Source organism: Micromonospora sp. CA-111912 (genome assembly GCF_050948415.1).
Classification (GTDB): Bacteria; Actinomycetota; Actinomycetes; order Mycobacteriales; family Micromonosporaceae; genus Micromonospora.
Genome location: NZ_CP192007.1, coordinates 1,908,560 through 1,932,474, shown reverse-complemented (window position 1 = coordinate 1,932,474; position 23,915 = coordinate 1,908,560). Strand labels below are relative to the sequence as shown.

15 protein-coding genes and 3 tRNA genes are annotated in these 23,915 nt (G+C 73.8%); 9 read left to right on the top strand and 9 right to left on the bottom strand.

The window, feature by feature from the left end:
- Positions 1-15: 15 nt before the first annotated feature.
- From ACQPZO_RS08815 to ACQPZO_RS08800, 4 genes are all read right to left on the bottom strand, one after another.
- Positions 16-9,747 carry an RHS repeat-associated core domain-containing protein gene (locus tag ACQPZO_RS08815; protein WP_433348665.1) on the bottom strand — a complete coding sequence of 3,244 codons (9,732 nt, stop codon included), beginning with the start codon at positions 9,745-9,747 and terminating at the stop codon, positions 16-18.
- Positions 9,748-10,121: 374 nt separating this feature from the next.
- Positions 10,122-10,196, bottom strand: a tRNA-Val gene (locus ACQPZO_RS08810).
- A 13-nt stretch (positions 10,197-10,209) separates the two neighbouring features.
- Positions 10,210-10,280: transfer RNA gene (locus ACQPZO_RS08805), tRNA-Cys, on the bottom strand.
- 33 nt (positions 10,281-10,313) lie between these two features.
- A tRNA-Gly gene (locus ACQPZO_RS08800) sits at positions 10,314-10,386 on the bottom strand.
- A 395-nt stretch (positions 10,387-10,781) separates the two neighbouring features.
- On the opposite strand from ACQPZO_RS08800, the gene ACQPZO_RS08795 reads away from it, so the two are divergent.
- Positions 10,782-11,453 (top strand): TetR/AcrR family transcriptional regulator, encoded by a 672-nt coding sequence (locus ACQPZO_RS08795; protein WP_433348663.1) that lies wholly within the window; start codon positions 10,782-10,784, stop codon positions 11,451-11,453.
- Positions 11,454-11,511: 58 nt separating this feature from the next.
- On the opposite strand, the gene ACQPZO_RS08790 is transcribed toward ACQPZO_RS08795, so the two are convergent.
- On the bottom strand, positions 11,512-12,726 hold the full coding sequence (locus tag ACQPZO_RS08790) for an alkane 1-monooxygenase (protein ID WP_433348661.1): 1,215 nt from the start codon (positions 12,724-12,726) through the stop codon (positions 11,512-11,514).
- Positions 12,727-12,880: 154 nt separating this feature from the next.
- Between ACQPZO_RS08790 and ACQPZO_RS08785 the strand changes: the two genes are divergently transcribed.
- The 4 genes from ACQPZO_RS08785 (at position 12,881) to ACQPZO_RS08770 (ending at position 16,622) form a co-directional block, all read left to right on the top strand.
- Complete coding sequence (locus ACQPZO_RS08785; RefSeq protein ID WP_433348660.1) at positions 12,881-13,549, top strand: class I SAM-dependent methyltransferase; 669 nt, start codon at positions 12,881-12,883, stop codon at positions 13,547-13,549.
- A gap of 9 nt (positions 13,550-13,558) precedes the next feature.
- Positions 13,559-14,722 carry a cytochrome P450 gene (locus ACQPZO_RS08780; RefSeq protein ID WP_433348658.1) on the top strand — a complete coding sequence of 388 codons (1,164 nt, stop codon included), beginning with the start codon at positions 13,559-13,561 and terminating at the stop codon, positions 14,720-14,722.
- 143 nt (positions 14,723-14,865) lie between these two features.
- Entirely contained in the window at positions 14,866-15,825 is a 960-nt protein-coding gene (locus ACQPZO_RS08775; RefSeq protein WP_433348656.1) for an ABC transporter ATP-binding protein, read from the top strand.
- Complete coding sequence (locus ACQPZO_RS08770; RefSeq protein ID WP_433348654.1) at positions 15,822-16,622, top strand: ABC transporter permease; 801 nt, start codon at positions 15,822-15,824, stop codon at positions 16,620-16,622. Before ACQPZO_RS08775 ends, ACQPZO_RS08770 begins: the two co-directional genes overlap by 4 nt.
- 3 nt (positions 16,623-16,625) lie before the next feature.
- Here the strand turns inward: ACQPZO_RS08770 and ACQPZO_RS08765 are convergent, their stop codons facing one another.
- The 4 genes from ACQPZO_RS08765 to ACQPZO_RS08750 all read right to left on the bottom strand — a co-directional run bounded on the left by ACQPZO_RS08765 (position 16,626) and on the right by ACQPZO_RS08750 (position 20,883).
- Positions 16,626-17,315, bottom strand: coding sequence for a response regulator transcription factor (locus ACQPZO_RS08765; RefSeq protein WP_433348652.1), 690 nt, complete (start codon positions 17,313-17,315; stop codon positions 16,626-16,628).
- The gene (locus ACQPZO_RS08760) at positions 17,312-18,898 is read right to left on the bottom strand and encodes a sensor histidine kinase (RefSeq protein WP_433348650.1); all 1,587 of its coding nucleotides are present in this window, start codon (positions 18,896-18,898) and stop codon (positions 17,312-17,314) included. The genes ACQPZO_RS08765 and ACQPZO_RS08760 overlap by 4 nt, the downstream gene beginning before the upstream one ends.
- A gap of 102 nt (positions 18,899-19,000) precedes the next feature.
- Positions 19,001-19,705 (bottom strand): dethiobiotin synthase, encoded by a 705-nt coding sequence (gene bioD / locus ACQPZO_RS08755; protein WP_433350891.1) that lies wholly within the window; start codon positions 19,703-19,705, stop codon positions 19,001-19,003.
- A gap of 41 nt (positions 19,706-19,746) precedes the next feature.
- Positions 19,747-20,883 carry an 8-amino-7-oxononanoate synthase gene (locus ACQPZO_RS08750; RefSeq protein ID WP_433348648.1) on the bottom strand — a complete coding sequence of 379 codons (1,137 nt, stop codon included), beginning with the start codon at positions 20,881-20,883 and terminating at the stop codon, positions 19,747-19,749.
- A gap of 224 nt (positions 20,884-21,107) precedes the next feature.
- Between ACQPZO_RS08750 and bioB the strand changes: the two genes are divergently transcribed.
- From bioB to ACQPZO_RS08730, 4 genes are all read left to right on the top strand, one after another.
- Positions 21,108-22,103, top strand: a complete 996-nt coding sequence (gene bioB / locus ACQPZO_RS08745) for a biotin synthase BioB (RefSeq protein WP_433348646.1) — start codon at positions 21,108-21,110, stop codon at positions 22,101-22,103.
- Positions 22,100-22,306 carry a hypothetical protein gene (locus tag ACQPZO_RS08740; RefSeq protein ID WP_433348644.1) on the top strand — a complete coding sequence of 69 codons (207 nt, stop codon included), beginning with the start codon at positions 22,100-22,102 and terminating at the stop codon, positions 22,304-22,306. Before bioB ends, ACQPZO_RS08740 begins: the two co-directional genes overlap by 4 nt.
- Positions 22,307-22,311: 5 nt before the next feature.
- A complete protein-coding gene (locus tag ACQPZO_RS08735) occupies positions 22,312-22,824 on the top strand; it encodes a GNAT family N-acetyltransferase (protein WP_350885698.1) in 513 nt (170 codons plus the stop codon).
- A gap of 139 nt (positions 22,825-22,963) precedes the next feature.
- Positions 22,964-23,884 carry a hypothetical protein gene (locus tag ACQPZO_RS08730; protein WP_433348642.1) on the top strand — a complete coding sequence of 307 codons (921 nt, stop codon included), beginning with the start codon at positions 22,964-22,966 and terminating at the stop codon, positions 23,882-23,884.
- The last annotated feature ends 31 nt before the right edge of the window (positions 23,885-23,915 follow it).

Here is a 23,915-nt window from a genome sequence, read left to right as displayed (position 1 = left end):
GTGCGATGCGCGACCTCACCGAAGCCTCCTCTTGGCGAGCGTCTTGACGACCAGGCGTCCGGTGTGGCCGAGTGCGCCGACGCTCAGGGTCACGGAGAGGAGCGGGTCGAGGACCGTCTCGCCGGGTATGAAGTTGTCGCCGACGCCCTGAGCCGACTCCACCGTGTCGACCGCGTTGTTGAACCGCTCCCGACGCTCCAGGGTGCCGCCGATGATGTCGGTGCCGTCGTTCACGATGTCGCCCCTGCCCCCCGGGCAGGTGCACGGGCTGGGTGACTTGTCGAGCAGGCCGGACAGGTTGGTCGGGCCGTGGACCGGGCAGGCGGGGTCGGTGTTGTGCACCAACATGTCCAGGCCGCCGACGATCACGAAGAACGTGTGCAACGTGTCGACGGAGAGGTTGTACACCCGCTTCCGCTCGGTCCACTCCCTGGTGGCCAGCGCGGTCGCCGTGCCGCCGGTGGACGTCTGCAGCTGGTCGCCGGGGGCCAGGTCGCCGGCCTGGACCCAGCGCCGGCCCTCCGGCGACCAGAACGGGTGGCCCTGCGTCGCGGTGACCGTGTCGCTCGCCGTGCCCGCCGCGCCGTCGGTGTCCACTTCGACCTCGACGAGCTCCTTCTGGCCCTCGCCGACGATGACGGCGTTGACCGTGAAGGCGCCGGTGCGGCCGGTGGTGGGGTCGGCGGCGAGCACCTTCTCCCCCACCTTGACCTTGCTGATCGGCTTGGTCGAGCCATCGGCCATCCGGACCAGGGTCTCGCCGCTGAAGCTGTTGCCGGTGGCGCAGGACGCCACGTCGGCGACGTTGTCCATGCTGTGCTTGGCGTCCTTGACCAGCTTCGATCCGCCCCGGGCCACGTCGGCGATCTCGTCGGCGTGCTTGACGGCGAGGCTCCCCAACCGCGCCGCGCGCACCGCGCCGCCGCCGGCGCCACCGAGGGCGTAGCCGGCGATCGTCGCCGCGGTCCAGGCACACGCCTCGAGGTCACCCTTGGTCACGCAGCTGACCAGGTCGGTGACGCCGATGGCGTCGGCCGCGATCTTCAGCGCACTCTGCACGTACGGCGCCGCCGCCTGGGCGAAGTCCACCACCGCCTCGGCCGCCTTGGACACCGCCTCGACGACCACGCCGGCCGCCTGGACGGCCGTCTCGTAGATGACCTTGGCTGCCTGGACCGTGTCGGCAACGACGTCCCGGACGGTGGCGACCACCGCGGCCGGGATGTGCGCCGCGACCGACACCACCGCCTTGATGGTGGAAATCACCGGCTTGAGCGCGGCGGCGACGGCCCTGATCGGGTTGTGCTGGACCGCGTACTCGATGGCCCGTCGCGCGGTCTCGGTGATCCTCTGCTTCGCCACGTAGATCGCCTGCCGCGCCTGCGCGGCCTTCTGCTTGGCCCAGTTCACCGCCCCGGCGGTGGCCTTGCTCACCGCCTTGATCGCGCGGGACACCTTGCCGGACACCCAGGTGGCCGCGGATTTGATCTTCCCGCTGACCCATCTGACGACCGAGCGGGCCTTGTTGTAGATGGCCTTCGCCGCGCTGGAGATCGCCCTGGCCACACTCTTGATCGCCGACCCGACCCAACTGGCAACGGACTTCACCCCGGACCAGACGGCGCTGGCCACCTTCTTCACCCCGGACCAGGCGGCGCTGGCCACCTTCTTCACCCCGGACCAGACTTTGGAAGCGGCCTTCTTGACCTTGTTGACCACCGACTTGCACCAACCGCAGGACGGCCAGTGCCCGTCCGGGTCGGTGTGCGCCAGCGGGTCGCCCGCCGCGTAGGTGTACCGGTTGGCCAGGATCGCGTCGCCGCTGCGGTATCCGACCGTGTCGCGGGAGACGAACGCCCCGGCGCCCGGCTCGTACCAGCGCGCCCCCATGTCGACCTGGCCGGTGGCCGGGTCGGTCCAGTCGCCCTGGAAGCCCAGGTCACCCGTGTCGCCCTCGGTGGCGACGACCTCGCCGAAGGGGTCGTACGCCTTCGAGTCGGTGACGTCGGTCAGGGCGGTGTCGGCCGGGTCGATGCCGGCCACCACGTCGCCGTGTCCGTCGGTGACGGCCAGCAGCTCCTCGTCACCGGTTCCGACGGCGACGACCTCGCCGGCCGGCCCGCGGGAGTAGCGGCCGGCGCCGTCGGTGACGACGTCGTCCGCCGTGCCCGCGTAGCCGAACGAGACCCCGCCGCGAGTCGCCACCCGGTCCAGCGCGTCGTACGTGTAGCCCACCGTGCCGGCGGCGGTGAGCCGGTCGAACGCGTCGAAGGCGTACGCCTCGGTCAGGCCGGAGCTGGTCCGCGAGGCGAGGGTGCCACGCGCGGTGTAGGCGTACGTGTAGTCCGAGTCGGACATCAGGCGGTTGCGCTCGTCGTACGTGGCGGTCTTCGCGCCGGCCCGGGTCCGGTTGCCGGAGGCATCCCAGGCGTATGCCACGGCGCCCTGCGGGCCGGTCCACGAGACCAGGCGCCCGGCCAGGTCGTAGGCGTAGGTGTTGTCACCCGCCCCGACCGTTCCGGTCGTCTTCTTGCCGACCAGCTTGTCCTCGACGTTGTAGGTGTAGCCGATCGAGCTGACCGACTGCCCGGCCGAGTTTCGGGTGACGTCGCTGGTGACGCGCGCCAGGTTGTCGTAGGCGAAGGCGCGGATGCGGCCGGAGCCGTAGTCGATGCCGGTCACCTGCCCGGCGGCGTCGTAGGTGTAGCTCTGGGTGACGTTGGCGATGCCGTCGCGGATCGCGGTGAGCTGGCCCCGGTTGTAGGTGTAGGCGGACGTCCCGGAGGCGTCGTCCCGGCTGGTCAGCTGGCCGTCGGCGTCGTAGCCGAAGCTGGCGGTGCCGGCCCGGCCGGTGGACTTCAGCAGGTTGCCGCGGTCGTCGTAGCTGAACGTGTCGGTGCCGGCCGGCGCGGAGGCCCGGGTCAGCCGGCCGGTCAGGTCGTAGCCGAGGGTGCGCTCCGGTGCGCCGGCGCCGCTGCCGGTCTCACCGGTCAGCCGGCCCGCCGCGTCGTAGCTGCGAATCCGGGCCACCCCGCCGGGCGAGGTCAGCTTGGTCGGCTGCCCGGCGATGTTGTACGCCACCGTCCAGGTGCGGTCGGTCGCGTTGGGGTGCGCGGTGGTGGCCGGCTCGATCTGTGACTCCAGTAGCCCCCAACTGTTGTAGGTGGAGATGGTGCGGTTGCCGCGCCCGTCGGTGTAGCGGGTGCGGTTGCCGGCCGCGTCGTAACCGAAGCTGGTGGTGATCGAGGTGGTGGCGGTGACGGGCTCCACCTGCCGGGTCGGGCGGTCGAGCGCGTCGTACTCGTACCTCGTGGTCACGCCGCCCGGGCTGGTCGCCGAGATCATGTTGCCCGTGGCGTCGTAGCCGTAGGTCTGGGTACGCAGGACCGATCCGTCCGGCGCCACGTCCGACTCGGCGGTGATCAGCCCCAGTGGGTCGTAGTCGACCCGCTCGGTGCGGCCCAACCCGTCGCTGGTGCGCACCTGCCGGCCGGCGTAGTCGTACCCGTAGCTGGTGGACACCCCGGCGGGGTCGACCACGCGGGTGACCTGACCGAGCGTGTCGTACACGTTGGAGGTGGTGGCGCCGCCGGGCGACGCCATCGACGTGATGTTGCCGGCGTCGTCGTAGCGGTACCGCGTGGTGAGGGTGCGGGCGGTGGGGTACCGCTCCAACACCGTCGTGGTGAGCTGCCGGTCGAGGTCGTCGTAGGTCGCCTCGGTCCGGTCGCCGGTGGGGCCGGTCGCCGACAGCATCTGGCCGGTGCGGGTGTAGCTGTACCGGGTCACGGCCCGATCCGTGACGCCGGTCGGCTCGTCCTGGCTGACCAGCCGTCCGAGCTGGTCGTACTGGTATCGGGTGGCGTTGCCCCGGGCGTCGACGGTCTCGACCACGTTGCCCGCGGCGTCGTAGCGGGTCGTGGTGGTCGGTTGCAGCGAGCCCACCCCCGCGGGCGGCCAGTACGTCGGGGCGGCGCGGCCGACCTGGCGGCCCACCCGGTTGTAGGTGTAGCTGCTGACGTTGCCCCGGGCGTCGGCCAGGTGCACCGTCTCGTCGAAGGTGTTGTAGCCGGTGACCGTGGTCGGCGTGACCGTGGTCGACGCGCCGCCGTTCTCCTCGGCGGCCACCGTCGGAACGGTCGCCCTGACCTGGCGGCCCAGCTCGTCGTAGGCGTAGCTGGTGGTCCGCCCGGCCGGGTCGGTGCTGGCGGTCAGCAGGCCGCGCTGGTCGTAGGCGCTGGTGGTGACCCGGGTGACCGAGCCGGCGGTGACCGTCTGGCGGATCGGGTTGCCGCTGTCGTCGTAGGCGTAGTCGACCTGCTCCGGGGCGGTGGACATGGTCCACGGCACGTTGGACGCCCGGCCGGTGCGCATCACCCGGGTGGCGTTGCCCATCGCGTCGTACGTGTACGACGTGGTCAGCGCGGCACCACCGGGGTTGACCACGACGCTGGCGACGTTGCCCACCCGCGTGAACGTCTGCTGGGTGACCGAGGTGCCGTTGGCCGCGGCCTGCCGGGTGAGATTGCCGGCGCCGTCGTAGGTGTTCTCCTCCACCACGTAGTCACGCGTGGTGCCGTCGGGGTTGCGGAAGTTCTTCAGCACGATGCGGTGGAGCTGGTCGTCGCCCTGGTACTGGTACTCCAACCGCCGACCCATCGCGTCGGTGTCGCTGACCATCCGCCCCGCGTAGTCGTACGAGTAGGTGTGCAGCACCAGGTAGTCGCCGGTGCTGGGGCCCCCGTCACCGGCGTACGCCCGCAGCCGGACCTCGGCCAACGCGTTGCGCGCGGTGTAGGCGTAGTCGTACCGGTTGCCGTTGGCGTCCACGACTGAGGTCTCGTTGCCGAACCGGTCGAAGTTCTTGACGGTCTCGTTGCCCTCCGCATCCGTGACCTTGATCGGCTGGTTGTACTGGTTGTACTCCCACGTGGTGGTGCGGGTCTCGTCGTCGCCGCGCACGTCGTCGACGTCGACGCGGGTCACGTTGCCGTCCACGTCGTAGCCGGTCGTGGAGCGCTTCTGGTGCACCTGGCCGGTCACTTTGTCGGTCGTGGCCGGCCCGGTGGTGCCGACCAGCCGCGACAGCGCGTCGTAGGTGGAGCTGCTGACCACCCCGGCCGGGTAGGCGTTCGAGGTCTCCGTGGTGGTGAGCGAGCGACCGAGCGCGTCGTAGGTGTAGCTGGTGCTCGCACCCGACGGCTGCGTGGCCCGGTACAGGTCGCCGTTCTGGTAGTAGGCGTAGCGAGTGACCTTGCCGCGCGCGTCGGTGGTGCTCAGCAGCAGACCGGCCGGCACGTTGCCGCCGCCGTACGCGGCCTCGCCGCCGGTGGTGTACGTGTGGCTGACCGTGCTGCCGTCCGGGTTGACCTGCGTCGCCAGCTCACCGGCCGAGGTGTAGGTGTAGGTGGTGCGGTAGGTGTTGTCGGTGGCGTTGGCCGAACGTCCGTCCCGCGACTCCGTCGGCCGGTCGTTACGCGGGTCGAGCGGGTCCGTCACGGTCGCCGGGTAGGTCGTGTAGGTGGTCTGGCAGACGCTGGCGGTGCGGCAGGTCCGCTTGGACGTGACATTGCCGCGCTCGTCGTAGGTCATCCGTACGGCGTCGCCGTTCTCGTTCGTGACCACGCTCTGGTTGCCGCGATCGTCGTACTCGAACGTGCGGATCGCCATCCCGTCCAGCGGGTGCCGCACGAACACCGGCCCGCCCGCGTCACCCGGGATGATCGTGCAGAACGCCGGGTCGCCCGGGTCGGGGGTGGAGCACACCTTCGTCGGCGGCGGTGACGGTGTCGGTGTGGGCGAGCCGGGCCGGTCCTCCTCGCGGGTCTCCAGGCCGAGCGGGGTGCCCGAGCGCAGCAGTTGCCCGGTGAGCGCGTCGTACTCGTACAGGTGCGGCCGGTTGGCCGGGTCCAGCACCTGCACGCTGCGGCGCAGGTCGGTGTCGCCGCCGTACACCAGCGGCGCGCCGATGCTCCAGGTGCCGCCTTGCCGATCGGTGTGCTTGCTGACCCGGTCGGCCGTTGTGTCGTACGTGAACCGCGCCGCGACCTTGCCGCTGGGCAGGGTCACCGTGGTCAACTGGTCGGCGCCTGCGGCGTACCGGTAGTGCGCGGTGACCGCCGCCTGGCCCAGCGGGTGGGAGTAGATGGCCACCTCGTCGATCGCGCCGGTGTAGTGCCGTCGCGCCGTCGCCCCCCAGGCCGGCCAGGAGGCCGGCGAGGTCGCGTACGCCGCGCCGAGCTGGTTGAAGGTGAGCAGCGAGTGCTCGACCGTGGCGCCGGTGCGCTCGGCCACCTTGGCGCCGTCGAGGTAGAGCGTCTGCACGCCGCCCATGGCCGACAGCACGACGTGGTGCCAGCGCCCGTCGTTGACGGCGGCGGTCGAGGTCAGCGGCGCGATCGTGGGGCCACCGAACTGGCCGCGAAGCCTGCCGTCGGTGCCCACGTACAGCACCGGCACCCCGGTGGTGGACTCGGCGCCGAGCGCCTTGTCCTGGTAGCCCAGCAACGGGCCGCCACTGCCGGTGACGCTGTTCTTGAACCAGAGCTCGACCGCGGCGTCGCGGGGCTTCTTCACCGCGCCCTTGGGCAGCTCGACCATCGAGGAGGTGCCGTTGAAGCTGGTCGCGGTGTTGCCGGTGCCGGTCAGCGCGCCGGCCGCGCCGAGGGTGACGCTCGCGTGGGTGCCGGCGTCCTTGCCGAGGTTGACCGCGACCTCGCTGCCGGCGGCGGTGCCCTGCGCCTCGCCCAGGCGCCAGTACGACTCCGGCTTCGCGTCGAGCACCCCGGTGCGGTAGTGCGAGCCGGTGCCGTGGCCGTACTGGGTGCAGACGTTGCCCGGGGCGCAGACCGAGGTGAGCAGGTCACCGCTGTAGGTGTAGGCCCACGTGGGCGCGGTGCCGTTGACCGGGTCCGCGGCGACGCTGCTCACGTGCGCGCCGGACCAGGTGAAGGTCAGCGACCGGCCGGCGGTGTTGGTCTGGCTGTTCGAGACCCGGGCCCGGGCCAGCTTCCCGTCGGTGGCGTTGTAGGTCAGCACGATCGACCGCAGGGCGGCATCGGTGATCTTCGTCAGCCGGCCGGCGGCGGAGAACTGGTAGGCCATCTTCGCCTTGTCCACCAGCGTCCAGATGGTGCCGTTCCAGGTCAGCGACGCGGTACGGCCGGACGGTGCGGCGAAGGTGCCGTCCGGGTTCCTGCCGAAGCGCACCTGCTGCCCGTCCGGGTAGGTGACCAGCACGTTGCCGGAGCCGTCCGCGTCGGCGACGAGACGCATGTCGTACCGGGTCGACCAGCCGGCCCCGAACGCGCCGTCGCGCCGCGGGTCGAGGCTGTTGTAGGTGCGGACCAGATTCAGCTCGGGACCGACCGTGGTGACCGTGGCGTCCATCGCGGTGGTGGAGACGTTGCCGGTCTGCGCGTCGAACTCGCGGTCGCGCGCCGCAGTCGTCGCGCCCGCGATCCGCGAGGTGATCTCCGGCTGCGGCACGGAGGTGAGCAGCGTCGAATACGGCGACGACACCTCGTTACCGGCGTCCTTGACGATCACCCGCCACTGGTAGGCCTTGCTCCAGTACAGCCGGCCGGCCGGCACGGTCCAGGCGGTCTTGTCCTGGAAGCCGGAGTCGAAGCAGCCGGTGGTGCCGCCGGCCGCCGTCTGCTCGCACACCTCGAACTTGTAGGTCAGCGACAATCCCGGCGGCGCGTCGATGTCCACCGCGCGCGCCCACAGCTGCGGGGACAGGGTCGGTGCGGGGTAGCCGTTCGGCGGGTAGAGCTCCTGCACGACCGGGGGGATGTCGATGACCTCGAGCACCATCCGGGCGGGCGGCACCTGGTGGTCCGTGAAGACGACGCCGCCGGTGCGCACCATGGTGAAGTCGAGGAAGTACCTGCCCGGCGGCATGGCCTTGATGGTCGCGTCGAGGGTCACCTGGGCGCCGCGGGCCACCGGGGCGGTCAGGTTGGCCGCGCGCTGCTGGGAGACCGCCGCGCCGGTCTCCGCGTCGTAGGCACGGTAGGCCAGGTAGTAGTTGCCCACCGCCCAGGCCTCGGCGCTGAGGTTGGTCACCGTCACGGCGACCCGGCCGTCCTGGTTCTGCAACACCGGCGGGTTGGGCACCGGCTTCGGGATCTGGTACGAGGCGTTGTACGGACTGTGCGTCACGAACAGCTTCGGCGGGTTCGCCGTTCCGGTGCCGGTGAACCGCTTCCCGCTGAGCGGGTCGGCCGAGGCCCGCAGCGACAGGCCGTTGTTGCCCTGTTCCCCGTTGACCCAACGCTGCACCAGGTCGGCCCCGGCACCGCCCAGGTCGAACGCCTCGGCCTCGGCCGGGCAGGCCGAGTGATCCTGGCCGAATGCGACGTAGCCGTGCGCGAACGACTCGCCGGCCAACGCCGGGCCGACAGCCGGGCCGGGATAGGAGTAGCCGGCGCCGGCCGACCACCCGGCCGTCACCGGGTGCACGGTCACCTCCCGCGCCTGGCAGGAGTCGGAGTCGTAGTTGACCACCTGTAGCTGCGCGCCGAAGATGGTGTGGTAGCGCAGCCGGTCCACCAGGCTGCCGAACCTGACGTACGACGCGGCGTTGGCGCCGCTCACCGTACCGACCCGCAGCTCGGTGCCGCCCGCGGCGGAGCTGGAGCCGTGCACGTACATGGCCGAGTCGGCGTTGACCTCCGCGACCGGCAGTTCCACCGTCGGGTCCAGCCGCACCGGGTAGACCCGGGCCTGGTCGCGCAGCCACCCGTCGTCCACGGAGACCCGCAGCGTCGGCCTGCCGCCGACGCCGAGCAGCTGGTACCTGACGGCCGTCGAGGTCGCCGGAACGGGTGCGGCGTCGATGACGTAGCCCGGCGGGAAGACGGCCCGCACCGTGCCGGCGGCGTCGGAGAGCCGCACCGCGCCGTCGTGTACCGCCGCGGTGAGCCCTTCGAGGCGCAGCGGGAAGTCGTACACCCTCGGCGCGTCCGCGGAGCGCAGTACCAGGGTCTCCTTCAGCGCCCCGGGGCGCGACTCCAGTTCCAGGTCCACCCCGGGCAGTACGCCACGGTAGGTGACCAGCGCCCCGTCGGCCCGTCCGGACACCGGCGCGGCACCGGCCAACCCGTACGACACGGCCTTGCCGTCGGCGGTGGCGAAGCGGGCCAGGGCCGGAGCGTTGGCCCGTGCGGCAAGCCGGATCCCCACCGCGTCGGCCGCGTTGCGCCAGCCCGAAGCGGTGTCGGCGGTCAGCTTCGGGTCGATCGGCGCCCAACCGCCGCCGGGGGTCCGGTAGTTGATCGGCGCGGTGGAGAACGCGGTGGTCTGGGTGCCGTCGGCGTTGGCGTAGACCTGCTGGTACGCATCGCGCTGCTGCGCCAACTCCCGGCTGCTGGTCGGCTGGTAGCCACGCACCGGCGTCTTCGACGGCTGCCGCAGCGAGACGGTGTTGGCCGGGGCGGTCGGCTGCTGCGGCAGCGAGTGCTGCGGATAGCGCGATCGTTGGGAGGCGGGGATCTTCCGGTTCACCTGCTGCTGCGCAGCAGCGCTGGCCTTCGCCGGACCATCCCACCGCTGCCCCGGTGCGGCGGCGTCCGTCGCGGCGCCACCGGCCGACTCGGCTCCCGTGCGCGACGCCGCTTTCGGGGCATCGACCGGCTGCGGCAGATCCCCGGTCCCGCTCACCAGGACGACGATCGCCATCGTCGCGGCCAGCGCGCTGACCAGTGTTCGACGTAGTGGCGGGCGCGCACGGAGCAGATCCACGGTCCGCCCACCTGACGCGCTCATGTTGCCGTCATGCATCGCAGACCTCCGTGACGCGCGAGTTGCTACCCCGCATCGCGGCCTTGCGATGCCGTCAGTTGGATATCGCGGCGCACTGCGGCACATCGCCAGCTATATGGAACCGTTATCCGCAGCGGCCGTTCAACCGCTGCCGGTATCCGGCTGAACAGCCCCGCCACCCGGTCCCGGGGTGGTCGTCCCCACGCGGCCGGTCGACCGGCACGGCGGGTGCGGCGCCCACCGGCTTCGCGAAGCGTCGAGGATCTTGCGGCACTGACAGCGGCACACGGGGCCGGACAGCAAACGACCCGTTACCGGAACTCCGGTAACGGGTCGTACAGCCTGTCAACTACTGGTGGGCGATACTGGGTTTGAACCAGTGACCTCTTCCGTGTCAAGGAAGCGCGCTCCCACTGCGCCAATCGCCCTCGCAACTTGCCGAGGTGGAGACGGGATTTGAACCCGTGTACACGGCTTTGCAGGCCGTTGCCTCGCCTCTCGGCCACTCCACCGAGGTGCCTCCGACATGCATGGTGGCAGCTCCGAGCGGACGACGGGATTCGAACCCGCGACCCTCACCTTGGCAAGGTGATGCGCTACCAGCTGCGCTACGTCCGCTTGTCTCCGGCGTTAACCGGTGACGGATGAGAACTTTAGCCGAGTCCGGGAACGGTTGCCAACTCGGGGCCAGCCCCGGCGCGCCCCGCCCTCACCGAGCCACCCCCAGCGCCCCCGCGCCACCCGCGCCACCCCCGACGCAGTTTCTGGGATTTAGTGGCCTCGCAGCTCGCCGAGGCCACTAAATCCCAGAAACTGCGCTCACCCCAGCTCGAGGGGACAGCGTGCGGGTGGTGAGGTGAGGAACTCGGTGCGCAAGCTTCCTAGGAACCTGGATAGGAGCACTCGGGGCATGCCTGGCAAGAGGGAAAAACTGTCCGTCTTCCGACTCTCTTGGTGTGAATCAGCCGCAGCGGTAACTGTTTGTGCACGAACGGATAGGTTACGGTAGCGGCGTGACGAGACGTGCCGCCGAGATCCGCCTGGATGCCCTGTTGCGCACGGCCTGTGACGTGATCACGGAACGAGGGCTGGCCAACACCCGCACGGCCGACGTGGCGCAGGCCGCCGGGGTCAGCCAGGCACTGGTTTTCTACCACTTCGCCACCAAGGAACGGCTCCTCGCCCAGGCCTTCGAGTACGCGGTGGAACAGGACCTCGCCCGGCTCGACGCCGTGGTCCGGTCGTCCGGCTCCCCCCTGGTCAAGCTCCGCAGGATGCTCAAGCTCTACACCCCGACCGGCCGGTCGACCTCCTGGCCGATGTGGATCGACGGTTGGTCGGAGTCCCTGCGTACCCCGGAGCTGGAGAAGCTCTCCCGCCGGCTGGACCTGCGCTGGCGGGAGGATCTCGCAGCGGTGATCAGCGACGGGGTGCGCGAGGGCATCTTCGAGTGCGCCGACCCGGCCGGCGCGGCCTGGCGGATCAACGCGGTGATGGACGGCCTCGCCGTTCAGTTCGCGGTCCACGAACGGGTGATCTCCCGCCGCCAGTTCGCCGAGTGGATCCGGCTGGCGACCTCCCGCGAGCTGGGGCTGGATCCGGCCCAGCTCGACTGGTCCGCCCCGGCACAGGAGCGTTCCCGCCGGGCCGAGCAGCCCCAACCACAGCCCGACGGCGTGGGCTGACCGCACCAGACCGCCTCCCGCCCACCGAAGCCACCGCCTGCGCAGCGCGACACGGGGGTCAGCCGGAAGTCTGCGCGGGGGTGCCGGGTGCCGGCTGGCCCAGGCGTTTCCGCAGCCGGGCCCGGGCCGGCGGGTGGACGTTGGCCAGGTCCAGTTCGCCGCCGTAGTGGGCGAGCACCCGGCGGTCCATCACCCGCCGCCACACGGGCGGCAGCAGGGCGGCGACGATCATGGTGGCGTACCCGGCGGGAAGCTGCGGCGAAGAGCTGAAGCTGCGCAGCGTCTGGTAGCGGCGCAGCGGGTTGGCGTGGTGGTCGCTGTGCCGCTGGAGCTGGAAGAGGAAGACGTTGGTGACCGTACGGTCGCTGTTCCAGCTGTGCCGGGGGTCGACCTTCTCGTACCGGCCGGCCCGGGTGTGCCGCCGAGCCAGGCCGTAGTGCTCCAGATAGTTGACCACCTCCAGCAGGGAGAACCCGAAGACGCCCTGAAGCAGCAGGAAGGGCAGCACGCCCGGCCCGAACGCGGCGACCAGGACGGCGAACAGGACGACGGTCATCGCCCAGGCGTTGAGGATGTCGTTGCGGTACGTCCACGGGCTGCGGCCCCGGATGCGGAACCGGGCCGTCTCCAGCCGCCAGGCCGACCGCAGGCCGCCCCAGACGGTACGCGGCCAGAACGCGTAGAAGCTCTCCCCGAGCCGGGAGCTGGCCGGGTCCGGCGGGGTGGCGACCCGGACGTGGTGGCCCCGGTTGTGCTCGACGTGGAAGTGCCCGTACCCGGTCGGGGCGAGGGCCACCTTGGACAGCCAGCGCTCCAGCCGCTCCCGCTTGTGACCCAACTCGTGGGCGGTGTTGATGGCGATGCCGTCGACCACGCCAAGGGTGGCGACCAGCCCGGCCGCGCCGAGCGGGTGCAGGTCGCCCGAGGCCCAGAGCGCGCAGCCGAGAACCAGTCCGCCGTACTGGGCGGGAAGGTAGAGGTAGGTGAGCCAACGGTAGTAGCCGTCCCGCGCCAGGTTCGGCACCGCCTCCTCCGGCGGGTTGCGCCGGTCGTCGCCGATCAGCAGGTCGACCACGGGGATCACGCCGAAGACCGCCACCGGGGTGAGCCACCAGGCCCACGACCCCGCCCCGCCTCGCCAGGTCAGCCAGGCCAGGAAAGGCAGCGCCGGCACCACCAGCGCGAGCGGCCAGAGCGGCCTGCGCGGGTCGCGCCAGGTGCCGGAAAGGGCTGGTGCTTCGGACGGGACTGTCGATTCGGCACGCGCGGCCATCGCCGACCTCCGATCTCCCGGGTACGCCCCGACTGTGGCACGGGTCACCGCGTTTTACAAGGGAGGAGTTTTTGTAAAGTCGATGCCTGTAGTTATATTGGTCGATCGCGGCCCCACGTCGACGGGCGGCCGGGCCGGCCGGGAGAATCGGCGCGTGTCCGAACTCTCCACAGCCTTCGTGAAGCTGCACGCGCGGCTCGCCCCGGTGACCTTCGTCCCCGAGGTCCGCCTGCACCAGGCCGACGAGCCGATCGGGCTGTGGGAGCTCACCGAGGGCGAGTTCCGCAGCTCCCAGCCGCCGCCGTTCTGGGCGTTCGCCTGGGCCGGCGGGCAGGGACTCGCCCGGTACGTCACCGACCACCCCGAGCTGGTCGCCGGCCGCCGGGTGCTCGACCTCGCGTCCGGCTCCGGCCTGGTCGCCATCGCCGCCGCCCGGGCCGGCGCGGCGGCCGTGCGCGCCGTCGAGGTCGACGAGCGCGCAGTGGCCGCAGTCGCCCTCAACGCCAAGGCCAACGGGGTACGCGTCGACGCCGAGCTGGGCGACATCCTCGACGGCGACGCCGCCGACGCCGAGGTGGTGCTCGCCGGGGACGTCTTCTACAGCGAGGCGATGGCCCGGCGGATGCTGCGCTTCCTGCTCCGGGCCGCCCGGGCCGGCGCCCTGGTGCTGGTCGGCGACCCGGGCCGGGCGTTCCTGCCCCGGGAGCGGTTCCGCGAGCTGGCCGTCTACGACGTGCCGGTGCCGGAGGCGCTGGAGAGCGTACGGGTGAAGCGCACCACCGTGTGGGAGCTGGACCCGGCGCCCCCGGGAGCCGCCCGCTAGGTTGACGTCGTGCTGTTCCGGGGGTGGGGGGACGCCGTCGGCGGGCGGTGGCCGGACGTGGCGACGGTCGTCGACCACGTCGGCGTCGGACACCTGGTGGTGACCCGGCACGCGCTGGTCCGCCAGGTGCTCGCCGACCCGGTGACCTTCCGGCCCGACAACGCCCTGGACGCGGTCACCCCGCTGCCGGTGGCCGCCCTTCGGGTGCTCGCCGGGCACCAGTTCAGGCTGCCGCCGACCCTGGCGAACAACGGCGGGGCGAGCCACCCGGAGATCCGCGGCATCGTCGCCGACGCGCTGCACCCGACCCGGGTCGCCGCGCAGCGGCCCTGGCTGACCGGCCTGGTCCGCGAGCGGGTGGCCCGGCTGCGCGCGACGCTCGACGCGGGCGTACCGGTCGACCTGTACGCCGACCTCGCCGCGGACCTGCCGCTGCTGGTGCTGGCCCGGCTGGTCGAGCTGCCGGACGCCCCGGTCGGCGCGGTGAAGGAGTTCGCCCGCGCGGCGCTGGAGCTGTTCTGGGCCCCGCTCGACGAGGCGCGGCAGCGGGCGCTCGCCGCCGAGGTGGGCCGCTTCCACACCGTGCTGCGGGGGTTCGCCGCCACCGGGGGTGGCCTCGCCGCCCGGCTGCGGGCCGCCGGGCACTCGCCCGACGTGGTCGTCGGGGCGTTGTTCTTCCTGCTGGTCGCCGGCCAGGAGACCACCTCGCAGTTCCTCACCCTGCTGCTGCACCGGCTGACCGGCGAGCCGACGGTGCGCGCCGGGCTGCGCGACGGCAGCCTCGCGGTCGCCGACGTGGTCGAGGAGGGCCTGCGGCTGGAGCCGCCCATCGTCACCTGGCGGCGGGTGGCGGCCGTGGACGCCACGCTGGGCGGGACGGCGGTGCCGGCGGGGACCGGCGTGGTGCTCTGGCTGGCCCGCGCCGGCCGGGACCCCGACGTGGTGGCGGCCCCGGACGAGTTCCGCCCGGGGCAGCGCGGCTCCCGCCGGCACCTGGCGTTCGGGGCGGGGGCGCACCGCTGCGTCGGCGCCCAGTTGGCCCGGCTGGAGGCCGCCGTGGTGGTCGCCGAGGCCGCGCCGCTGCTCGACGGGGTACGCGTCGTCCGCCCGCCCTGGTACCCGGACAACCTGACCTTCCGAATGCCGGACGCCTTCGTGGTCGCCCGCCCCTGACCGCCCTCGCGAGCCGCCTCACCGGCGCACCGGGCTGGCCGGCGGACGACCGGAAGCCGGCGCGGCGGACCTGACGAAGGTGGGGGTGGGTCGTCGCCGATCGACAGCAGCGGGCGGGCCGCCCGGATCCCTACCGTCGATCCATGATCACACTACGTGGCCTGACGAAGCGGTTCGGCCCCACGACCGCCGTCGACGACCTGACCGTCGACATCGCACCCGGCCGGGTCACCGGGTTCCTCGGCCCGAACGGCGCGGGCAAGTCCACCACCATGCGGATGATCCTCGGCCTGGACCGGCCCACCGCCGGCCGCGCCCTGATCGACGGCCGGCCGTACCGGGAGCTGCGGCACCCGCTGCACACCGTCGGCGCGCTGCTGGACGCCGGGGCGATCCACCCCGCCCGGCCCGGGCGTGCCCACCTGCTGGCCACCGCGCGCAGCAACGGCATCGGCCGCCGCCGGGTCGACGAGGTGCTGGCCCTGGTCGGCCTGGACGACCGGGCCGCCGCGAAGCCCGGCAGGACCCTCTCCCTCGGCATGGGCCAGCGGCTCGGCATCGCCGGGGCGCTGCTCGGCGACCCGCCCGTCCTGCTGTTCGACGAGCCGGTCAACGGCCTCGACCCGGACGGGGTGCGCTGGATCCGGCAGCTCACCCGCTCGCTCGCCGCGCAGGGCCGGACGGTGCTGGTCTCCAGCCACCTGATGAGCGAGATGCAGCAGACCGCCGACCACCTCGTGGTGATCGGCCGGGGCCGGCTCATCGCCGACGCGCCCACCGCCGAGGTGATCGCGGGCGGCTCCGCCGCCGCCTCGGTGCGGGTACGCGGCCCGCAGCCGGCCGGCCTGGCGGCGCTGGCCGGGCGGCTGGCCGGCGACGGAGGCGTCGTCGAGGCCGACGGACCGCACGGGCTGACCGTCACCGGGCTGACCGCCGACCGGGTCGGCGACCTCGCGTACGAGCTGGGGGTGGCCCTGCACGAGCTGACCCCGGTGGCCGCGTCGCTGGAGCAGGCGTTCATGGCGCTCACCGACGGCAGCGTCGAGTACGCCGCCACCCCGGCCGACTCCCCCACCACCCACCACCGGATCGAGGCCCGATGAACGCGCAGCCCGCCACCCGTACCGCTCCGACTGTCGGCCCGTTCGCCGGGGCGGTCGCCGCCGAGTGGACCAAGCTGTGGTCGGTGCGGTCCACCTGGTGGACGCTGTTGTCGGCGGTCCTGCTGACGGCCGCCGCCGCCGGCCAGCTCGCCATCTACGCCGCCAACGCCAACACCAACGACGACCCGGCCGACGACCGGGGGATCGTCACCGTCGGCAGCGTCGTCATCGGCTCCCTGGAACTCACCCAGTACGCCGTGCTGGCCATCGGTCTGCTCGCGATCACCGCCGAGTTCGGCGCCGGCACGCTGCGGACCACCCTGCGCTGCACGCCGTCGCGCGGTCGCGTACTGCTGGCGAAGGCCGCGGTGACCGGGGCGGTGACCTTCGGGGCGGGGCTGCTGCTCGGCGGGGTCGGCGCGCTGGTCGCCGGCGCGGTGCTCGGCGAGTGGGGCGACGCCCCGCTCGGCGGCACGGTCCGCGACGTGCTGGCGTCGGCGGCCTACCTGGCGCTGGTCGGGGTGCTGGCGCTCGGCCTCGGCGCGGTGCTGCGCAGCGCGGTGCTGACGGTGATCGTCCTGATCGCGGTGCTGATGATCGTGCCGCTGTCGCTCCAGGAGCCGGGCATCGCCGTGCTGACCCGGATCGCCGACGGCTTCCCGGGCGTCGCCGGGGGCCACTTCCTCGCCGGGGACGCCGACCCGTACCCGCCGGTGGTGGGGCTGCTGCTGCTCGCCGGCTGGGCCGCCGCCGCGCTGGCCGCCGGCCGGGCCGCCCTGCGCCACCGCGACGCCTGAGGATCACGTCTCGACGAGGCCTGCCTCGTGGGCGAGGATCGCCGCCTGCACCCGGTTGCGCACCTCCAGGCGGGTGAAGATGCTGGTCAGATAGCTCTTCACGGTGCCCTCGACGAGGTGCAGGCGGCGGGCGATCTCGGCGTTGGACAGGCCCGCGCCGACCAGGGCGAGCACCTCCCGCTCCCGGTCGGTCAGCCCGGCGGTGCGGTCCCGGGCCGCCGGGCGGCGGGCCATCCGGGCCCCGTTCAGTTCGATCACCCGACGGGCGATCCGCGGCGACAGGTACGCCCCGCCGCCAGCCACCGCCCGCACCCCGGCGAGCAGCTCCCGCGGGTCGCCGGCCTTGAGCAGGAAACCGCTCGCGCCGTGCCCGAGCGCCCGGGCCACGTGGTCGTCCTCGCCGAACGTGGTGAGCATGACCGTGGCCGTGCCCGGCGCCAGCCGGCGGATCTCGGCGGCGGCGGCCAGCCCGTCCAGGCGGGGCATCCGGATGTCCAGCAGCGCCACGTCCGGCCGGTGGGCCCGGACCAGCTCGACGGCCGCCGCGCCGTCGCCGGCCTCGCCGACCACCTCGATGCCGAGGTCCGCGCCGAGGATCGCCCGGACCCCGGCCCGGATCATCGCCTCGTCGTCGGCGAGCACCACCCGCACCGGCCGGGCTTCGCCCGGCACGTCGTCCCATCGGTCCGTCATCGGTCGATCCGCTCCTTGCCCACGAGTCGCCCGTCCGAGAAGCAGAGCCGCCAGGTGGCCTGCGCGAGCGGGAAGTTGCCGTCGGTGTAGTACTCGCAGCCGGGGCCCGCCCCGGCCGGCGGCTCCGCCTGGCGGCGTGGCAGGCCGGTCAGCTCCTGCCGGGCGGCGCCCAGCGGCAGCCGGTCGAAGGTCGCGGCGTCGAGGACCGCGCCCGCCGTGGCGAACGGGTAGTAGACCAGGGTCAGCACCAGCCCGAGCACCACCGGGGCGCCGAGCGCCGCGACCAGGCTCCGCCGGACCCGGCGACGGGCCTCGCGCAGCCGCCGCGCCGCCTCCGCCGACCGCCCTTCGACCGACCGTCCATCCGCCGACCGCCCTTCCACCGGCCGGCTCTCGACCGGCTGTGGCGGTGGGGGGTCGAGCGGCGGGGTGGGCGCGAGCGGGAGGCGGGCCAGCACCGTGAAGCCGCCCGCCGCCCCCGGGCCTGCGGTCAGCGTGCCGCCGGCCAGGCGGACCCGCTCCCGAAGGGCGAGCAGGCCCGAGCCGCTGGACGGCGGGCCGGGCAGCGGGCCGGCCGGCGGCGGGGCGTTGGCCACGCCCACCTCGACCCGGCCGCCGAGGCGGGCCAGGGTGACGGTGACCGGCGCGCCGGGGGCGTACCGGGCGGCGTTGGTCAGCGCCTCCCGGACCACCCGGTGCGCCGCGTGCCCGGCCATCGCGGGCAGGTCGAGGGGGTCGCCGTCCAGCCGCACCGCCATCCCCGCCTCCCGGGCCCGGCCGACCAGCTCCGCGACGCTCTCCCCGGCCGGCAGGGTGGACGCCGGGCCACCGCCCTCCTCCCGGAGCACCCCGATGATCTCGTGCAGCCGCTCGGTGGCCCCGGCGACGCTGGCACGCAGCTCCCCGGCCGCCGTCCGGTGCCGGGCCGGCAGGTCGTCGGCGAGTTCGAGGGCGGCGGCGCGCAGCGCGATCAGGCTCAGCTCGTGGCCGAGGGAGTCGTGCATCTCCTGGGCGATCCGGGCCCGCTCCCGCAGCCGGATCCGCTCGGCCGCGCCGCGCCGCTCCCGGGCCACCGCCTCGACGTGCCGGTCCCCCGCCACCACCAGCTCCCGCTGCTGCCGCCGGTACCGGCCGACCAGCCACGGGAACACCCCGGCGAAGAGCAGCACCGAGGCGAGCAGGAACCAGGTGGCGGCACCGGTGCCGAGCAGTCCCACGTTCAGGATGGTGCCGCCGGCGGCGATCACCCCGAACACCGCCGCGGCGGGGGCCGTGCCGGTGCTGCGCCGTCCGGCCAGGTAGCTGAACACCGGGATGGCGAAGACGAAGTTGCCGTCGAGCAGGGAACCGAGCACGACCAGCACCAGCGCGGGCAGCGGCCGGCGGTGGCCCAGCCGGACGGCGACGGCGAGCAGCAGCAGGGCGCCGAGCCCGAGCGGGACGGTGTGCCTGTCGTACGGCGGCGTGAGCCGGGCGAAGCCGATCGGCGCCGCGACCACCGCCCAGAGCAACCCGTCCCGCAGGAACCCGCGCCGCCCGCCCCGGACGCCGCCACGCCACCGCTCCCACCGCCCCCACCGCATGGCGGCCAGGCTACCGACGCTGGTCGGGCCCGGACACCGACGAAAGTCAGAGGGCCGCCCGACGGCTCGTGGCCGCCCGACGGACGCCGGCCGGGCCGGTGCTCAGCCGCTGTCCTCGGCCCAGGCGCGCCAGTCGTCGAGCACCCCGTACAGCGCCGGGGTGAGCCAGCCCGGGGCGGACCGGCGGAACACCCCCGGGTCCATCGCCCCGGCGCCCGCAGGAAGCGCGCCGAACAGGTTGGGCACCAGATCGGTCAGGTTCGCCCAGTGCACCAGCTCCGGCGTCGCCGGCCAGGCGCCGACCACCACTCCGGCCGGCACCGCGCGCCGCTGGAGCGCCTCGAGGGTCAGCGCGGTGTGGTTGAGGGTGCCCAGCCCGGCGCGGGCAACCACCACGGCGGGGGCGTCGAGCGCCACCGCCAGGTCGGCCACCGTCCAGGGCTCCCCCGAGGGACGCAGCCCCATCGGTACGAGCAGCCCGCCGGCCCCCTCGATCAGCACCAGGTCGTGCTTGTCGGCCTCCTCACGGACGGCGTCGACGACGTCGTACAGCTCCAGCGGCTCCAGCCGCGCCACCCGGGCGGCGGCGAGCGGGGCGAGCGGGTCGGGGTAGCTGGCCAGGGTCCGGCCGGTGAGCGGGGCGGCCAGCCGGGTCACCGAGTCGACGTCGCCCGGTTCGCCGGTGGCCGTACCCGTCTGACCGGGCTTGACCACGGCGACCCGCAGGCCGGCGGCCTGCGCGGCGGCCGTCACCGCCGCGGTCACCACCGTCTTGCCGACCCCGGTGTCGGTGCCGGTGACCAGCACCGGCCCGGTCCACGCCCCGCTCACGACGTCACCTCCACCAGTCACGGAGCGCACTCCACGATCACGTCGAGGGCCCGCTCGAAGTCCGCCCGGGGCACCCCGGCGCTGATCGTCAGCCGCAGCCGGGACCGGCTGTCCGGGGTGGACGGCGGGCGGAAGCAGCCGACGGCCACCCCCCGGGCGGCGCAGTCGGCGGCCCAGGCGGTCGCCGCCTCCGGGCCCGGGGCGGTCACCGACACCACGGCGGCGTCCGGGGCGGAGACGGTCAGCCCGGCGGCGCGCAGCCGGCGTACGGCCTCCGCGGCCCGCTCGGCCAGCTCGGCGCGCAGGTCGTCGCCGGCGCGGGCCAGGTCCAGCGCGGCACGGACCCCGGCGGCCACGGCCGGCGGCAGGGCGGTGTCGAAGATGAAGGTCCGGCCGGTCTCCACCAGGTGCCGGACGAACTCGGCCGGCCCGGCGACCACGCCCCCCGCGCCGCCCAGCGCCTTGGACAGGGTCGCGGTGACCACCACGTCCGGCTCGCCGGCCAGCCCGGCGGCGGCCACCCCGCCCGCGCCGGCCGGGCCCGTGACGCCGAGCGCGTGCGCGTCGTCGACCAGCAGCAGGGCGCCGTGCCGGCGGGCCACGGCATGCAGCTCCGCCAGCGGGGCGAGGTCGCCGTCGACGGAGAAGACCGACTCGGTGACCACCACGGCCGGGCGGCCGGGCGCGGCGACCAGCGCGGCGGCCACCGCCGCCGGGTCGGCGTGCGGGGTGACCACGGTCTCCGCGCCGGAGATCCGGCAGCCGTCGATCAGCGAGGCGTGGTTGTGGGCGTCCGAGACGAGCAGGGTACGCGGCTGCGCCAGCGCCCGGACCGCGCCGAGGTTGGCCAGGTAACCGGAGGAGAAGACCAGGCTGCCGTCGGTGCCGAGCCAGTCCGCGAGGGCGGCCTCCAGCCCGTGGTGGACGTCGGTGGACCCGCGTACCAGCCGGGAGCCGGTCGCGCCCAGCCCGTACGCCGCGAGGGCCCGCCCGGCCGCGGCGGTGACCTCGGGGTGGGTGGCCAGGCCGAGGTAGTCGTTGCCGGCGAGGTCGACCACGGCGTCGCCGGCGGCCCGGGGGCGCAGCCGGCGGGTCAGTCCCGCCTTCGCCCGCAGCTCGGCACGGCGGTGCAGCACCGCCAGCCAGTCCGCCACGCCACGCTCCCCACGTCCGCCGATCCCGGCCGTCCGCCACGGCCGCCTACGCCCGGGCGAAGCTACCACCCGCGGCCCTCGGCCCGGCGTGGCGCGGCCCCGGCACGCGGGACCGCCAGTGGTCCCGAGCGGGGGACGTACGGAAGCGGGCAGGGGGTGGCCGGGGGCCACCTGGGCGTGCTCGGCGCTTCTCCGGGTCGGGGTGGCCTTGTAGGGTACGAGCCATGCCAGAGATCCTCGACCAGGCCCGAGAGCAGGTGCTGGAGAACGGCGTCGGCCTCGACGAGGCCGGTGTCCTCGCCGTGCTGAACCTGCCCGACGAGCACCTCCCCGCCGCCCTCCAGCTCGCGCACGAGGTGCGGATGCGCTGGTGCGGGCCGGAGGTCGAGGTCGAGGGCATCGTCTCGCTGAAGACCGGCGGCTGCCCGGAGGACTGCCACTTCTGCTCGCAGTCCGGCCTGTTCACCTCGCCGGTCCGCTCGGTCCTGCTGGACATCCCCTCCCTGGTGAAGGCGGCGAAGCAGACCGCGGCGACCGGGGCGACCGAGTTCTGCATCGTGGCCGCCGTTCGTGGCCCCGACGCCCGGCTGATGAAGCAGCTGCGCGAGGGCGTCGCCGCGATCAGGGCCGAGGTCGACATCCAGGTCGCCGCGTCGCTCGGCATGCTGAGCCAGGAGCAGGTCGACGAGCTGGTCGACATGGGCGTGCACCGCTACAACCACAACCTGGAGACCTGCCGCTCCTACTTCCCGAACGTCGTCACCACCCACTCCTGGGAGGAGCGGTGGGAGACGCTGAGGATGGTCCGCGAGTCCGGCATGGAGGTCTGCTGCGGCGGCATCCTCGGCCTCGGCGAGACGGTGGAGCAGCGCGCGGAGTTCGCCGCGCAGCTCGCCGCGCTGGACCCGCACGAGGTCCCGCTGAACTTCCTCAACCCGCGCCCGGGCACCCCGCTGGGCGACCGTCCGGTGGTCGAGGGCAAGGACGCGCTGCGCGCCATCGCCGCGTTCCGGCTGGCCATGCCGCGCACCATCCTGCGGTACGCGGGCGGCCGGGAGCTCACCCTCGGCGACCTGGGCACCCGGGAAGGCCTGCTCGGCGGCATCAACGCGGTCATCGTCGGCAACTACCTGACCACACTGGGCCGGCCGGCGACCGACGACCTGGCGCTGCTGGACGACCTGAAGATGCCGGTCAAGGCCCTCTCCGCGACGCTGTGATGCCGACGCCGATGACCACGACGCGGGTGTGGTGCGACCGGTGCGGGGAGCCGGCGGACGCCGGGGGTCACCCGGCGTGCCGGGCGGCGCGCGAGCTGGAGCCGCCCCGGTTCTGCGCGCACTGCCGACGGCGGATGAAGGTGCAGGTGCTGCCGGTGGGTTGGGCGGCGGTCTGCGTCGAGCACGGCGAGCTGCGGGGCTGAGCGCGATGCCGACGCTGAGGGGCAGGGCGGTCACGCTTCGACCGGCGACGGACGCCGACGTGCCGGTCCTCGCGGCGATCCGGTCCACGCCCGAGGTGCGGCGCTGGTGGCGCGGCGGCGACGACCTGACCGGGGCCGTGCGCGCCGACCTGGCCGACGACGTGCTGACCGTGTACGCGATCGAGCACGACGGCCGGGTCGTCGGCGCCATCCAGTGGTACGCCGAGAGCGACCCCGACTACCGGCACGCCAGCCTCGACCTCTTCCTCGACCCGGAGGTACGCGGCAGCGGGCTGGGCGGGGACGCCGTCCGCACCCTGGCCCGGCATTTGATCGACGACCACGGCCACCACCGGCTCACCATCGACCCGGCGGCGGCCAACACCCCCGCGATCCGCGCGTACGCGAAGGTGGGCTTCCGCCCGGTCGGGGTGCTGCGCCGCTACGAGCGCGGCGAGGACGGCCGCTGGCACGACGGCCTGCTGATGGACCTCCTCGCCGGCGACCTGGCCGACTGATCCCGGACGCCCCGGAAACACGCCGAATCTTGGACACCTGCTGTTCCCCGGCGACGGTAGGTGTCCAAGGTCCGGACGGGTACACCCCGCACGGCCGGACGGGGCAGACGGGTGAGCGCTGGGTGGGCAGGGTCATGGGATGGTGTCCACGTTTTCCGACGACCGCGAGGACCCGCTCGGCTGGCTGGCGTTCGCACAGTCCGGCGTCCTCACCACCGCCCAGGCGACGTGCCTGCTCGGTCCCGGCGTCGTCCGGGGACGGGTGCGATCCGGCCGGTGGCGCTCGGTCTGCCGGGGTGTCCTGCTCACCGGCAACGGCCGGCTGACCCGGGACCAGCAACTGTGGGTGGCGGTGCTCGCCACCGGCCCCCGCGCGGTGCTGGCCGGGGCCACCGCGGCGGCCGAAGCCGGTGTGCGGGGGCTGCGACGGGAGCCGCTGCACGTCCTGGTGCCGGCGACCCGCCGGGCCGGCCGGACGGTGCTGCGGCGGCTGCCGGTCGACATGGTGGCGGTGGTGGTGCACCGCACGTCGGTGCTGCCGCGGGCGCATCTCCAGATCGCCCGGCCGCCCCGGACGACGACGGCCCGCGCCCTGGTCGACGCCGCCGGCTGGGCGCGCACCGTCGACGAGGCCCAAGCGGTGCTGGCCGCCGGCTGTCAGCAGCGGCGGGTGACACCGGAGGAGATCCGGGCGGTGGTCGACGCACTCCCCCGGGCCCACCGGCGTCACCTCGTCCACCGGGCCGTCGACGACATCGCCGGGGGGCGCGGAGGCACTGTCGGAGATCGACTTCCTGCGGCTGTGCCGGCGACACGGCCTGCCCCGGCCGGATCTCCAACACCGGCGCACCGACGCGGGCGGGCGAACCCGCTGGCTGGACGCGTACTGGCGGGAGTGGGGGGTGCACGTGGACGGCGGGCGACCGGATCCTGCGCTTCCCCGCCTGGCTCGTCCGCGCCCGCCCCGACAAGGTCGCGGACACCCTCCACCGCGCCCTGCTGGCGGCGGGCTGGCACCCCGGAACATGAATCTTGGACGGTTCCCGTCCCGTGGGACTGAATAGTCCCGTGGGGGCGGGAACCGTCCAAGA